Source organism: Paenibacillus sp. HWE-109 (assembly GCF_022163125.1).
In the GTDB taxonomy this organism is placed as follows: domain Bacteria; phylum Bacillota; class Bacilli; order Paenibacillales; family NBRC-103111; genus Paenibacillus_E.
In genome coordinates this window covers 2,615,272-2,629,628 of the sequence record NZ_CP091881.1, presented here as the reverse complement: position 1 = coordinate 2,629,628, position 14,357 = coordinate 2,615,272, and the positions used below count along the sequence as shown (strand labels likewise).

The window sequence follows — 14,357 nt, the reverse complement described above, 5'->3', positions numbered from 1 at the left end:
CCCTTCATGATTTAACATGCTCGTGCATCTCTTGGCATAACATCAGCAAGGCAATTCCTTGGCCCCACGGCATAATCGAGTCCCTAGGAATCGCTTTGTATTCCTGTATACTGTGTTGAATGCCCGTTCCTGCCGAAACACTCGTCACCGTTCCTTCCTCCGTAATATGCTGAAGTACAGCCTTATAGCCTTTCTCCGCGCAGCGCAAGTATTTGCGATCCAAATACCCCATCTGCATACTTTTCCATATGCCATATACAAAGCCCGCCGTGGCGGAGGTTTCCTCATAGGAGGAGGCGTCAGTTAGAATCGTGGGCCACAGGCCCGTGTCATTCTGAACAGCTGCCAAGGCTTCGACTTGCCGCTGAATTCTTCCGAAAAACCATTCCTTCTCCTGCTCATAACCTTTCAAGGTTGTGAATATTTCCGGTATGCTGATCGTGACCCAGCTGTTTCCTCTGGCCCAGAGACAGCCACTGAGATGATCGTTGCCTAATAAGCTGTAGCCATGGTACAGCAAGCCATTGTCCCCGGTTTGAAGGTACTCAATATGCAGTCTTGCCTGCCGCAGCCCTTCCTCAATATAAGCCGCATTATTCACCAACTGTCCCAACTCGGTTAGGAATACCCCGGCCATAAATACGGTATCGACCCACATCTCTCCGGCAAACTTATCGTTAATGACGGTATGCTCAAGAGCCCCGTTGGACAGCCTTGGTGCTTCCTTCATCAGCCAACTGGCGAATTTTTCGGCAAAATCAAGATAATGCGGTTCTCCTGTTTCTCGATAAAGCAGCAAAACGGAAAGCAGCGGTGCAGTGGTATTGATGTTGTACGAAATCTTCTGGCTTTGCGCCATGTTACCGTCGATGAACGTCTTGATGAATTGGTAAATCTCCTGGCTTCCTGTCGTCTCATAAACTTTCCGCAATCCGTACAAAGCGACGCCTGCGCCCCAGTCCCAGTCGCCCTTCTTGTCTACATTAAAATCCATCTGCATCGTCGCTTGCGCTACTTTCTTCAATATTCCTTTCACTTTACACACCTCCGGTTATTCCTGTTTGACCGTTATTTGGTTAAAATCGTAGATGGCCTTACTTCCATTGGACCTCACTTCAATCACTCCACTGTTAAAAGCGGAAACCATATAAGGACCGTTATAGGTCGGATACGGAAAGATCACCGTTTCTCCTTGTATCGCTCGCATGGATTCGTTCATGAACAGCTCCCCCACTTGGGAGGAACGGTATGCTAACTCCATTCGGACAGGATCGAAATCTAGGCGGTTCTGCACAATCATCCTGCGAAACGACGCAAAATCCCCATAGGTCCGATCATCTCCCACTTCGCACATAACCGCATTGCGCCTTCCATGGCTGATGACTTCTCTTCCGGCGAATTCACCTTCTGTTGTCCAGTTATAGCCGTTGTAGATAAATAAGGAGATGTAGATCCCTGATTTTCGCAGGAAAAGGTAGTTGCCTTCTTCCTCCACCTCATCAAAGGCATCCCTCGGAATATGGACGTGAATCCAGTGCAGCGCTTGTGTCTCTGGAATCTGATACATGGCCATCACGACATTTTTTTCACCGAAAAAGTGGCCGCAGCCGCAGCCCAAATCTCCCGTCCAGTAGCCATGCTCGCTTCCTTCTGTGCCGTGATGCCCTGGATGATGACTGAAAATCTTCAAGTTGGTTGCCTCTGGAAGGCTCAAATCCCACTGATGCTGCTGATGATGGGCATACCAGCCCGCTTCGCTGCCCTGAGCGTAGGCATCTTGATAATTCACGGCCCCCATGATAAAGCGGGGTGTGCAATACGTATATTTGTTAATGCTTCCTTCCTCCTGCGGCAGCTGCTTGTGCGGCGTTTCACAGGTGATGCAGTGTAAATGCTTGCTTTCTTGATGAACGTAAGCCTTCGTTCGCCCCAGTGCAATCTCATAAATCTGCTGAGAGGGCCGATAATTCGAACAAATAGCAGCAATCAGGCAGGGAGCCTGAATCATCGCTCTGTAGCTATGCCCGAAATACAGCTCGTATATAGGAAATGTACCGCTGCGGGCATGATCCAAGGCGACAGGCGCATAGATGCGGCCATGAGCACCTCCGTACAAACCGTCGAGGCTATCGCATACCATATCCAGCAGCAATACATCCAGCATCATCCCGGCAAGCTTAACCAGTTCCAGGTCATTAGCGTAATCATAAAGACACAGCAGGCACTCCATGACTTCCGGCATGTAGCTGGAGGAATCAAACTCTGCCCATCCCCGCTTGGCTCGGAATACAAGGTATTCCCGGAGGAAGTTTCCTTCCTCCTCCAGAAGTTCCCTGCCTTCTTTTCCATACGCCTTGAAGCACTCTAGCGGAAACTTATGTGCGGCTAGATACCGCGACGTATGGAAAAGCAGCATATGATTCTCCGACTTGTATTTGCTTTCAAAATTATGACTCAGATAAAAATTTCGGATGGCACTGCAGGTCTGTTCCTCCAAAAGCCCAACCGATTCAAACTGGTACAAGGCGCGTATAAGCTTTATCGCGGCAAAATCCGATTCTCCTTGCGGATCGCGCCCATAAAGATGCGGATGCTTAAACCATTCAGCGGTGCGCACCAAACTCTGATTGCTTGCCTCTACATAGATGGCTTTACTTAGGTTCGCTATGGCGATGCCTCCGTATAGATCCTTGGACAAATCCTGCTGGATTTGCTTATCTAGCAAGTAGTCGCTTCTTTCTGCGAAGCTCATCATGGCCTTGCTTGCCAGAAACTCTGCATCGCTGGACAATTGAATGAAATCCATGTTATCTCACCTTATTATTTTTTGGCTAGAAATTGGTAAATGTCTTTGGTCAGGAACGCATTCTTTTTATTTTGCTCATACCACTTCGCGTACCAATCCAGCGTCTGATTTTGTCCAATCTTCTGTTTTAAGCTTTTCAGGTCGTTCATCGCTTGATCAACCGTATAGCTGCCCCCGCTAACAACTGTCTTGGCGATCAGGTCCTTGCTTTGCTGGGTCCAATCGTTGTTAATTTTGAGCAAATCAGCCGGAAGCGTTGGCATATGCTCAAGATGAGTTAGCGTATACAGCGGAACAGCAGGATTCTCGTACAGATCGCGGGTTTCATTTTTGATTTTGCTCCATTCCTCGGAATTCGGAATCTCCTTGTTAACAACTGGAATATTGCAAATCTCTTTGGAATCAATCGTTGTCGCTGACATATACAAATCCGTGTTATACCCGATTTCAATTTTGCGCAAATCCGGATTAATCGCTCTCGGACATCCCAGCTCATCATTTTTCCAATGAACGTTTTCCGTGCCGAATTTGAGCGTTTTCCAGGTCTTCTCAGCCAGCATGAAGTCCATCTCTTTCATGGCAGAGGCCGGATCTTTGGAGCCTGCATACACGACAGTCGTCATCTGAAGCGGATTCAGCATTCTGATCGTGTACTGTCCGAATTCTGTCTTCGGCATAAGCATCGGGGCTATCGTCGCCTCTTTATTCGTGCTGCGAAGCGTCGTTAGAAAATCAACATTCGCATTGTCAGCCACATAGATGCCAAGCTTGCCAGACAGAAAATCTTTCTTCGCCTTCTCGCCATTTTTATCTGTCAAATAATCACGATCTACGACCCCTTCGTCAAACAATCGTTTTTTGAAGGAAACGGCCGCTTTCATTCTCGCCTCATCCTCGGTCAACTTGTCATCTTTAATAAACATCGTATTGCCATGCATAGCGTCAATCGCCTCATCGCCTAAATAAGCGAGCGAATAGCCGTAAGTATCCTTTTTCCCGTTGCCGTCAGGATCCTGCTCTGTGAACGCTTTCGCAACTTTAAGCAGTTCATCCGGTGTTTGGGGGATGGGCAGCGAAAGTTTTTTCAGCCAGTCGGTGCGGATGAAAACAGCTACTTGCACGGAGCTGGGAATCACACGTCCCATTTCGTACATTTTACCGTCAGGCTTCGTGCCGATCTTGCGCAGGATTGGATACTTATCCAGCATCTTCGTGTAGTTCGGCGCATATTGCTTGACCAGATCATCCAGTGGCATTAGCTGCTTCTGACTGTAGAGCTGATCCCGGTAGCCCGTCTCAAACTCATTGATCACGTCAGGCGCTTCTCCGGAAGCAAACAACGTATTAAATTTCTGCTTGGATTCAAATCTAGGAACGGCAACAAATTCCACATCTGCTGGCCCGTTTTCATTAATCCATTTCGTCCAGCGGTTGTTCGTAATCGAGCCTTCTGCCGCTGGCGTATTGCCGCGGTCGTAGAGGGACATTTTGATTTTGCCCCGTTTCTCAGGTGCGGATGTCGATGCCCCTGCTTTGGTGGGGGAAACGGTGCTCTCTCCTTGCGGTTTACTGCAACCAGCAGCTACCGTCCCTGCCGCCAACAATGTGACCACTGCCAATAACGTACTTTTCTTCTTATAGTCTCCCATTTCGTTCATCCCCTTTTGTATGTATCAACTGATTTCTAATCCCATTATCCTATCACGATTTCTCGGTTACCCTTTAATTGCGCCAAGCATCACTCCCTTTACAAAATACTTTTGCAGAAGTGGATAGACAATCAGCATCGGCAAGGTCATGATCACAATACCTCCGGCTTTCACAGCCTCAGGCGACATATTCTCCAGATCTTCCGGCTGCAAGGCAATCGTCTGAATCAGCATGCTCTGACTTTGCACCATTTGCTGCACGAATACGGTCAAATTCATCTTTTCTGCATCATTGATGAAGATGAGAACGTTTAAGAACGAGTTCCAGTAACCAACCGCCAAGAATAAGCAAATCGTAGCAACCACAGGCATGGACAAAGGCAGAAATATTTGCACAAGAAGCCGCCATTCCCCACAGCCGTCGATGCGCGCAGACTCTTCGATTTCGGCTGGAATTCCTTCGAAATAGCTTCGCATGAGCAGCAAATTATAGGCGCCAACTAACTCTGGGAGCCATAGAGACCAGTAGGTGTTAATGAGCCCTAAGGTTTTCATCAGAAGAAAAAAGGGAATCAGTCCGCCGCTGAACATCATCGTAAACACCATAGCCAGCGTTATAAATTTACGACCATAGCAGTATTTACGGGACAGTGCGTAAGCCGCAAGAGTCGTACAGAGCAAGCTTAACCCCGTTCCGATTACTGTGATGTACAAGCTATTCATGAAGGAAGGGATGACTCTCGAACCGATAAAAAGGGTTTTATAGGCTTCCAGATTGAAATGAATGGGCCAAAGCCAGACGAACCCGGAATCAATGGCCGCTGAGTCGCTGAACGAAACAGCGATAATATTGATCAGCGGTATCAGGCAGCTGACGGCTGCGAGCAGCAGAATGGTATGCACCGATGCATGGAACCATTTCCCTGCGGTATTTTCTCTCATGTTCTCACTTCCTTTCAAGCTCGATTACCATAGACTCTGGTTGAATTTGCGGGCAATTTGGTTGGCTGTTAGTACCAGTGTGAAGCCTACTAAGGATTCAAATAATCCCATCGCTGCGGGAACGCCGAACTCGCCCCCCTGAATGCCTATCTTGAATGTGTACGTGCTGATAACCTCTGAAATATCGGCAACCACACGATTCTGCATCACGTAGATGTGGTCGAAGCCAACCTCCATGACACGCCCTATGCCAAGAATCAGCATTAGAATGATAGTCGGGCGAATGCCCGGAAGCGACACGTGCCACATCTGGCGCCATTTGCCAGCACCATCCATGGCGGTCGACTCGTACAAGCTTGGATCAATCGTCGTAAGCGCCGCCAAATAAATAATCGCAGAGAAGCCAGCTTCTTTCCAAATACCTGAGCTTATGAAAACAGTAATCCAGGAAAACGGTTGATACAGAAAGGCAAACCGCTCAAACCCCAGCTTCTCCAGCACGTCGTTCACCATGCCGGTATCCTGCGAAAACAATGTAATAAAGATGCCGCCGACAATGACCCAGGAAAGGAAATGAGGCAAATACAGCAGTGTTTGCACGATTTTCTTAAACCACATTTTCCGAACTTCATTCAGCATCAAAGCAACCAATATCGGAACTGGAAATCCAATAAAGCTAAGCAAACTAAGCATGAATGTATTCCGAATGATTTTCCATCCTTGCGGATTCGTAAATAAATAATCAAAATGCTTGAACCCCACCCAAGGACTACCCCAAATACCATCCCAGAAGTTATAGTCCTTGAAGGCAAGAATGATCCCGCCCATCGGCGCATACTTGAATAGGATAAAACATACAAGGGCTGGAGTTAGCATGATATATAGCGGAATATTTTGCTTTATATACTTACGGCTCCTCTTTTTCGTATCTTTGATTTGACTCCAAGTTTCTGTTTCCCTATCCATAGTTATGTGCTTCGAAGATACTTGCATGAGACTTTACCTCCTATGTCGCCCTGCCGAGCGTGATATCGCATGGTTGTGATCGTTTGTATTCCGCTCACAACTCAACAGTACACGGAAGTCGTTCGATACGGCAATTCACACATTTAGACCTGATGCACAACTTCAATAATCCGCAGTACATAAGGGTTTTATCAACAAAAAACGATCGATTCAAGGACTTGCTCAGCTATCCTTGAATCGATCGTTTTCGATTATTGAAACTCCTTGCGATAATCGCCTGGTGTCCGGCCCACGATTTTCTTGAATACACGAATGAATGAAAAAGTATGTGTATATCCAACCTTCACGGCGATTTCCTGGATTGCCGTAGTTGTCGTTACCAGCAAATGTTTGGCTTGTTCGATCCGCAACCCAGCCAAATAATCAATAAATTTCTCACCGAATTCTTCTTTAAACAAACGGCTTAAATAATTCGGTGTCAACTTAAATCGATCACTCAGCATGACAAGCGAGAAATCGGGATTGTTAAATTCAACTTCGATATAAGCTTTCACTTGATCGATTAGATCATGTTGGCTTCGCTGCGCGCGAAGGTTATCAAGCCGATGGCAGGCATCCTGCAAAATAGCGTGCAGTTCATGCTCCAATTCATCTACAGCATCGAAGCTCGCTATCCATTCATTAATTGGATTCAACGCGTATTCTCGCCAACATTCCAGATATTCCGGGGACAACCCTGACATTTCCTTGTAAAAATGAAATAATAAATAATTCATCAGATTGACAACTTGTTCCCGTGAAAACAACTGGATGCGAATTTCACCAAACAAGGTCTTATAGTGCTGTTCCCACTGAGGATCTCCGATCCTGAATAGTTGAACCAGCTCACGTATAGATGGAAGCGACCTGAATATTTCTTCCCCTGATTTAGTAGTGATATTCTTGAAATCAATGACGCTGCTGATTCCGAACGTCGTCTTATAGCTAAGCGCTTCCAAGGCTTCTTCATAGGAGCTTGATACCCGTTGCAGACTTGATACTTTCGTCCCAAGTCCACAGGTAATCGTAATTGCTGCATTGGTTTGGACCCAATCCACCGTTTTGCGCATAATCTCATGAAGCAGATCACTGGATACTAGCTCGTTCGGCATCTGACAGACGACGCAAAGACGATGTTTCTCGATCCACTCCGGACAAATCAGGATGCCTGCATTCTGACTCAGCTCTTGAACAACGTTATCAATGATAAATTTAATCAAATATTGATCCTTATTCGTGTAAGTTGAGGTGAAATTCGAATACTTGTCGATCTCAAGAATGGCCACCCTGTATGTATCGCTTGACTCTTGAAAGCCGAAACGCGACAGCTCCTTGTCCCACCCATCTTCTAGCTTAAGCTGTGTTCCGGTCAGCAATTCCTCGAACAAATATCGCCGACGATAGCTGAAATTCTCATCGTTTTCCAATCGATACTTGCCGAATTGCTCCAGCAGATGATCCAGCAGATTGTCAATAATTTTGAATTCATCGTGCTTCACTTGGGCTAGAATATGGGGTCTCTGCAAGGGAACGGAAGATAGCCGCTCCAGCAGCGATTCAATCGGCTTATAGTTTTGTCGGCTCACGTATACGATCCATGCAGCACCTGCAAGAACTGTTAAGATGCCGATTACCATCCAGAATGCATTGAGGTTCGACAGAAAGCGAAAGACGACGCCGTCGACAAATCCGCTGCGAATCGTCCAACCCGTGTATTCCGATTTAATAACAGTAACATCTTCCCTATTCTTGCTTGCTGCTCCGCTTATCGTGTCATCACCAATGATGTATTCGCCACGGGCATCCAGGAGGTGCAGATAACTAAATTTAGAACGCGACACGTTGTCGATGAGTTTTGAGAGCGTATGCAATTTGATATTGGCAACCAGCACGCCATCCGTTCCAAGCGGCAAAGGCATCCGCATGATGAGAGAAACCACAGGTGTCGTTACACCGGAATTGTCGAGATACTCGCGACCAATGCTCCAGCGATTGGCAGGAGGAGCGGCTAGTAAAGTATGCAAATAAGAGCTGTTGGCGAATTGTTCAAGCCCCATCATGGACGAGTCACTTAAAACGATTTGGTCGCGGGTGCGATATAAATAAACGGAATCAATTTCACTGAAGCTGTCTCGCAGCAAAATCAATTTCTTATATACGTCTCGGTCATTCAAATAACGATTCTGCGCTAACGGAGATACGTTGTAAAAATCAATCACAGATTGGTCATCGAGAAAGGTCTGCACGATATATTGTTCGACGGTTCGCAGTTTAGAATCCACATATTGCATCGTATTTTCTGCGTAGATCTCGTTTGCCTTCAGCGCCTGCTGCTTGGACAACTCGCTCATCGTGACGAAAAAAATCCACAGCAGTACAACAATAACGAGAATGAAGACGGGTAAATAAGCAAATACAAGGCGATTTCTCCACTTTTTCCTCATGTGCACAGCCCCTTTATTCGTACAAAGTACAACGAGACGGTTCGCCAAGTCAATACGCAATTCGAAGAATCATGCACAATTCTCATTTCTTTACATTCATTTACGATTTAGAGCATGTTTGGGTGTACATTGGACATAACGATGAGATCATTTATTGCGAAGTCAGCTTCCACGGGAAATATATGATTGGTTTATTAAGCGATCGCAGCAATATACAGGAAGATGGCCGCGTTCAGGTGTATGTGCAGCCTGGGAAGCATGTGATGGCAGCGCTTGATGAGCTGTTCCGCTTACTTCCGGATGTAGAAGCAGTCAACAACGAATTTGCCGGAAACGGCGGAGTATTGGAAAACGAGATGTTCCAGGGGCAGTTCAAATTCGGCGTTAACATCGACAAGCTCGCCGAAGATCATCTCCGCACCTTCAGCTTCCAGCCCAGCTTCATCTATACACCTTATGAATGGACACCCGACATGTTTGTGACATGGGACGAGCTTAAAGCAGAAATACCTGTACGCTTGCGAGCACTTCTAGAAAGCCTGAGCAACTAACAAAAGAGGGGCTGTCCCATAAGTAGATAAACCTACTTGAGGGACAGCTTTTTGCTTTTTCTATTGGGATTCGGAGAGGTTCGACTTTCTCTAAACCTGCAATTATACATCTTTTTTGCTCTTGGTATAGCCGCAACGATTAAATGCCTGCGTTTGCTCCAATTGCAGGCATTTCCACTTTTTAACCGAATCCGCTTGGAATATTTTTGCAGGCTTTTACACTTGGGTGAACGGATCTGGTCTGGAAACCCCTTCATCCCACATGAAAGTAATCAACCCCATCATCTATCGACGCTTTCCTACTTAATTCGACTTATAGGACAGCCTCTTCTCGTGTAGCAATTACAGTTTTAAAACCATTAAATCTTCATCTGCATATTGCCCGTTGAACTTCAGCGCGTTTGGTTCCACGCCGTAAACTACAAATCCCAAGGACAAATACAACTGCTTTGCTGAGTCATTATTTGATACAACCATTAAGTTTATTTGCTCTAAACCATCGAGATCTCGTGCCTGTTTTATCAATTCCAGCATGAGCAGCTTGCCTAAACCCGTCCCTCGTGCCAGCGGTGCTACATACATGCCGTAAACATTGCCCTTATGGGCCGTTTTAAGACTATTTTCACGCACAAAAGTCACAATGCCAACTAGCGAATCACTGCCATCAAAAGCCCCTAAAACAAATTTGCCAGAGGTCGGCTTTAAACGTTCCGCTACCGTCTCTAGTGAAAATTCCACTTCTCTCTCATACGTTGACCCGAATGCATCAGGGCTGACTTTTAACGAACTCAACCGCAGCTCTTGATACAATTGGGCATCTCGTTCGTGCAAGATACGTATATGCATTGATTCTCCTCCATCTGCCCTGCCAGTGTCATACTACTCCGCCGTAATTGCAAATATGTTGTGATCTTCCCACGCCCCGTTAATTTTCAAATACGTTTTAGCTAACCCCTCGTGTCTAAAGCAAGCCTTTGATAACACTCGAATAGACGGCAAGTTTCTTGGCATGACCGAAGCTTCAACACGGTGCAAATTAAGCTCGCTAAACGCAATTTCTACACATAATGAAACTGCCGCGGTTGCATACCCTTTGCCGTTGTACTTTTGATCTATGTAATAGCCCATAAATGCGTTTTGAAAAACGCCGCGAGCAATGCCTGTTAATGCAATTCTTCCGACCACCTCATCATTTTCTTTAAGAAAGATTCCAAAAAAATAAGATTGATCGTTTTGCGCCCCTTGAATACCATTGGCAATCTCATTTTCTTGTCCTTCTAAGGTAAAATGTGATTCGTCCCTGATCGGTTCAAAGGGTTGGAAAAAATCGCGATTTCTTCGCTTTATATCAAGAATAGCCTCGGCGTCCTTCATTTCGAGAAGTTTCAAATAGATGTTGCTGCTGCTCAAATCATTTCCTCCCCCTTGTTTCCTGATATCATCACCGCTACTCGTGGATAATCCGTCAGTCTAGCTCCTTGAACATCCTCCAAACCACATATTTGCTTGTCTCTTCTTCCAGCAGCCTCAAACCGGATTTCTCATAAAATTTAACAGCAAATTGATTGGTCGGAGAAACTCTCAAATGATACGCCTTCACCTGATGCCTATTGAAAAAGCTTTCTGCATATGCCAACAAGTGCCGCCCAAGCCTCTTGCCGCGATACTCAGGTGTTAGGTAAAACAGATTTACGTAACCAATGTCACTCCCCTCATAGGGAACGATTTGAAGCTCAATTTGGCCAATCGGTTTGCCGTTATCTTCAACAAGAACTAATCCATCAGGAAAGGATTTGATTCGTTCTTCAATGCGTTTTACATAGTCATCTTCATCGCCAAAACCTTCATCGCTTCCAAAGCTCACCCTATAGGAATCTTTGCGGAAAGAGATAATCGTTTCTCTATTATTCTTAACATCAATCGTTCTGAATTCCATAATTCCACTCCTTGCAAGGTATCAACATGACAAAATATCTTTTCACAGCGGCGGCAGAAAAGCTACAAAAGCTTCACTGATTTGCTGAAGGGAAGCCTGCACAATGATCAGCTCACTCACCTTCCCATCGCGCATAAGGGGTCGAATGAAAACAACGCTGCGTGTCCCACTAATCGTATCTGTCCATTCCTCTTCAATCATTTTCCCGTTATCTAAAATGCTTTTCCGTTCTTCTGTCAGCGGGAACCATTCTTCAAGGGCAAGAAACAAAATGCCTTGCCGCGAATTCCATTGATTAGTCGAAGGCAGTACACCGTCGGTGATAACGCCCGAAATTTTAACCAATGGCTCGTTCGTTACCGTATCTAAATTGCCTATATCCTTGGGGCCATCCTCTCGATGAATCATTACCGGGTAGAAGAGATCTTTCGTGCTCTGTTCCTCAAAGTATCTCTGCACCTCGATCTTATCTCCGCGCTGAAGGTTCGCATCCAGCAGCTTCCTCAAGTTGGAATTCAGTAGAAAGGAGAGGGAGATGCGAATTGAGTTTCCATTATCATCCTTAATGACGATACGAAACAAGTTATCATACTTCATATTGCCTTCAGGTCCCAGAATGGCAAGCTGCGCTTTATTTTGGTTGATGAACAGCGCCATTTCGCGAGAGATACGGCGATCATCTCAACGCTTTTTCTCGTAAGTGTCACTAAAAGTCTTAAGCTGTTTTTCTAATGATGCGGTTTTCTGGTGCTGATAAAAGGTTTCAAATAAATTAAGCTGCCCCACCAAAATGATCGCGTAGAACAACAGAAAAAAGAAGGCTGTGAATGCAAACAGCTTCATCGTAACCCCTATTCATCTCATCATTCCTCCTCGAATTTATACCCGGATGCGACCTTCAATTAATGGAAATCTGCCCAAAATTCAGAAGGTGCTCGTCTTTCCCTACGGTTCCTTCGACACGCTTCATCAGACTGATGGCTCGAGCTACGAGTACTTTGGGGCTGAAGGGTTTGGTTACGTAATCGTCCGCCCCCAACTCAAATCCAAGCATTTTATCGTCGTCCTCGGATTTGGCAGTCAGCATAATAATCGGTACGGCTGATTGGGCGCGAATCCGTTTGCAAACAGCCCATCCGTCCAACTCCGGCATAAGAATATCCAAAATAACCAGATCGGCATCCAGCTTTTCCAGCATTTCTAGCGCTTGCAAGCCATTCTCCGCCTCATAGACGATCCATTGCTCCCGTTTGAAATAATCGCCTAACTCGTACGTTATAAGACAAGAATAGCGGATTCTGGTGTTTTCTATGTGTTCTCAGATAGAGCTATTATACAAAATTACTCCTGATAAAACACATGAAGGACACAACACGCCGCTATAATCAGGATGGAGCAGATAGAAATTGAGGTCCTGAAAGGAAGTCGTTTATGAATATCAAGGCTATTTTGCAAAAAAAAGAAGTGCAGCGCTTTGCCGTATTAGCATTGTTTTGCCTTGTTCTCTATTTTATTCGCAGCATGCTGAATCTTGTTCTACTGACGTTCTTGCTGACATTTTTAATGAATCGGCTGCACCAATACAGTAAGCGATGGATCGAAAAAATTGTTCCCGTCAACTCCAAATTTCTGCTTGCGCTCATATATGGTGCCCTTCTAACGCTGTTGATTGTTGCAGGCGCAAAATTTTTCCCTGCTCTGGTCCGACAAATCGCCCAGCTGTTCGAGCTTGTCAGGCAGCTCTATGACAATCCTCAAAACGAAGTGGCGGGCTACATAACCACATGGTTGGACAGTCTCGACCTTCCAAGCATGGTGAAGCCAGGCTTCGATTTTATGATCAAAATCGGCAACCTCGGATTTCAAGCCTTTTTGGCCTTGATGCTCAGCCTGTTCCTGCTGCTAGGCAAAGAAAACGTCATTCGATTTACCGCGCAATTCCACACCAGCAAGCTGGGCTGGTTCTCCAGGGAAGTTGAGTTTTTCGGCAAAAAACTCGTTCAGACGTTCGGCAAAGTCATCGAAGCCCAACTGCTGATTGCCTTGATCAACTCCTTGCTGACAACCTTCGCGCTATGGCTGATGGGCTTTCCCAATCTGATCGGTTTGGCCTTGCTTATTTATGTCCTTGGGCTTGTACCGGTGGCTGGCGTCTTTCTATCACTGATTCCATTAAGTATGATTGCTTTTAGTTTGGGCGGATTCACTTATATTATCTACCTAGTTGTTGCTGTAACGATTATTCATGCGGTGGAGGCTTACATGCTCAATCCCCGGCTGATGGCATCCAAAACGCATTTGCCCGTCTTCTACACCTTTCTTGTTTTGCTCTTTTCCGAGCATTTCTTCGGCATTTGGGGATTGATCATCGGCATCCCAACCTTTGTTTTCTTACTTGATATTCTGGATATTCAAAAAACGGAAAAAACCAAACTTTCCAACACCTAGAAAAGGAGTGATCCCATGTCAGTTCAAACCATTCCTACTTTGCTCAAAATGGCTGTTCTCAGTGGGGGCATGATGTCCATGTTTTTCTCGTTTCACGATAAACCATCCCAAGCGGTGCTTTGCATTGTACTAGCGGCTGTATTGGCCGGATTTGACGAGTATATCGTCAGTAGACTGAACCTTGCCACCGAATTCGGCAAAGAGTTCCGTTCGCTCGCAGAGCTGATTTCCTTCGGCGCGGCCCCAGCCTTGATCGTTTATCTAATCAGCTTGCACAAATTGCCCGTTTCAGGGCTGCTGCTTGCTTCCCTTTTCATCATTTGCGGAGCACTTCGCCTGGCTCGGTTTAACATTGCAACCTGTGTTCATCGTCATCATACAGGTTTGCCTATCCATATTGCAGGATGCCTGTTAGCCGTGCTTACGCTTTGGTCACCGATCCTGAATCATATGGAATTAATGGTGATCCTGGTCATCGCATTGTGCGGCCTGATGGTTAGCCGAATCAGAATACCTAAAATCAGCAAACCCCATCTTATCCACAAAAAAAGCTTCTGAGGCAACCGCCGATAACTC

Annotated in this window: 14 protein-coding genes and 1 pseudogene; 3 read left to right on the top strand and 12 right to left on the bottom strand. The window is 45.8% G+C overall.

Annotated features, from left to right (window positions below):
- Positions 1-4 precede the first annotated feature (4 nt).
- The 6 genes from LOZ80_RS10795 to LOZ80_RS10770 form a co-directional block, all read right to left on the bottom strand.
- Entirely contained in the window at positions 5-1,036 is a 1,032-nt protein-coding gene (locus tag LOZ80_RS10795) for a glycoside hydrolase family 88/105 protein (protein WP_238171429.1), read from the bottom strand.
- Between the two features lie 15 nt (positions 1,037-1,051).
- Entirely contained in the window at positions 1,052-2,806 is a 1,755-nt protein-coding gene (locus LOZ80_RS10790) for a hypothetical protein (protein WP_238171428.1), read from the bottom strand.
- A gap of 14 nt (positions 2,807-2,820) precedes the next feature.
- Positions 2,821-4,455 carry an extracellular solute-binding protein gene (locus LOZ80_RS10785; protein ID WP_238171427.1) on the bottom strand — a complete coding sequence of 545 codons (1,635 nt, stop codon included), beginning with the start codon at positions 4,453-4,455 and terminating at the stop codon, positions 2,821-2,823.
- Between the two features lie 66 nt (positions 4,456-4,521).
- Positions 4,522-5,397 (bottom strand): carbohydrate ABC transporter permease, encoded by an 876-nt coding sequence (locus tag LOZ80_RS10780; RefSeq protein WP_238171426.1) that lies wholly within the window; start codon positions 5,395-5,397, stop codon positions 4,522-4,524.
- A gap of 24 nt (positions 5,398-5,421) precedes the next feature.
- Positions 5,422-6,363 carry an ABC transporter permease gene (locus LOZ80_RS10775; protein WP_443147060.1) on the bottom strand — a complete coding sequence of 314 codons (942 nt, stop codon included), beginning with the start codon at positions 6,361-6,363 and terminating at the stop codon, positions 5,422-5,424.
- Between the two features lie 251 nt (positions 6,364-6,614).
- Positions 6,615-8,846 carry a helix-turn-helix domain-containing protein gene (locus LOZ80_RS10770; protein WP_238171425.1) on the bottom strand — a complete coding sequence of 744 codons (2,232 nt, stop codon included), beginning with the start codon at positions 8,844-8,846 and terminating at the stop codon, positions 6,615-6,617.
- 122 nt (positions 8,847-8,968) lie between these two features.
- Here LOZ80_RS10770 and LOZ80_RS10765 point away from each other — a divergent pair, with 122 nt between their 5' ends.
- Entirely contained in the window at positions 8,969-9,397 is a 429-nt protein-coding gene (locus LOZ80_RS10765; RefSeq protein ID WP_238171424.1) for a hypothetical protein, read from the top strand.
- A gap of 342 nt (positions 9,398-9,739) precedes the next feature.
- On the opposite strand, the gene LOZ80_RS10760 is transcribed toward LOZ80_RS10765, so the two are convergent.
- The 6 genes and pseudogenes from LOZ80_RS10760 to LOZ80_RS10735 form a co-directional block, all read right to left on the bottom strand.
- Positions 9,740-10,243, bottom strand: coding sequence for a GNAT family N-acetyltransferase (locus LOZ80_RS10760; protein ID WP_238171423.1), 504 nt, complete (start codon positions 10,241-10,243; stop codon positions 9,740-9,742).
- Positions 10,244-10,276: 33 nt separating this feature from the next.
- Complete coding sequence (locus tag LOZ80_RS10755; RefSeq protein WP_283214752.1) at positions 10,277-10,807, bottom strand: GNAT family N-acetyltransferase; 531 nt, start codon at positions 10,805-10,807, stop codon at positions 10,277-10,279.
- Positions 10,808-10,862: 55 nt separating this feature from the next.
- Complete coding sequence (locus LOZ80_RS10750; protein WP_238171422.1) at positions 10,863-11,333, bottom strand: GNAT family N-acetyltransferase; 471 nt, start codon at positions 11,331-11,333, stop codon at positions 10,863-10,865.
- A 42-nt stretch (positions 11,334-11,375) separates the two neighbouring features.
- Positions 11,376-11,990 carry a hypothetical protein gene (locus tag LOZ80_RS10745; RefSeq protein WP_238171421.1) on the bottom strand — a complete coding sequence of 205 codons (615 nt, stop codon included), beginning with the start codon at positions 11,988-11,990 and terminating at the stop codon, positions 11,376-11,378.
- A gap of 24 nt (positions 11,991-12,014) precedes the next feature.
- Positions 12,015-12,176, bottom strand: coding sequence for a hypothetical protein (locus LOZ80_RS10740; protein ID WP_238171420.1), 162 nt, complete (start codon positions 12,174-12,176; stop codon positions 12,015-12,017).
- A 58-nt stretch (positions 12,177-12,234) separates the two neighbouring features.
- A pseudogene (locus LOZ80_RS10735) lies at positions 12,235-12,645 on the bottom strand (response regulator transcription factor); the annotation flags it as partial.
- A gap of 119 nt (positions 12,646-12,764) precedes the next feature.
- Here LOZ80_RS10735 and LOZ80_RS10730 point away from each other — a divergent pair.
- Both LOZ80_RS10730 and pssA read left to right on the top strand, forming a co-directional pair.
- The gene (locus LOZ80_RS10730; RefSeq protein ID WP_238171419.1) at positions 12,765-13,781 is read left to right on the top strand and encodes an AI-2E family transporter; all 1,017 of its coding nucleotides are present in this window, start codon (positions 12,765-12,767) and stop codon (positions 13,779-13,781) included.
- 15 nt (positions 13,782-13,796) lie between these two features.
- Positions 13,797-14,339, top strand: a complete 543-nt coding sequence (pssA, locus tag LOZ80_RS10725) for a CDP-diacylglycerol--serine O-phosphatidyltransferase (RefSeq protein ID WP_238171418.1) — start codon at positions 13,797-13,799, stop codon at positions 14,337-14,339.
- Positions 14,340-14,357: the final 18 nt, after the last annotated feature.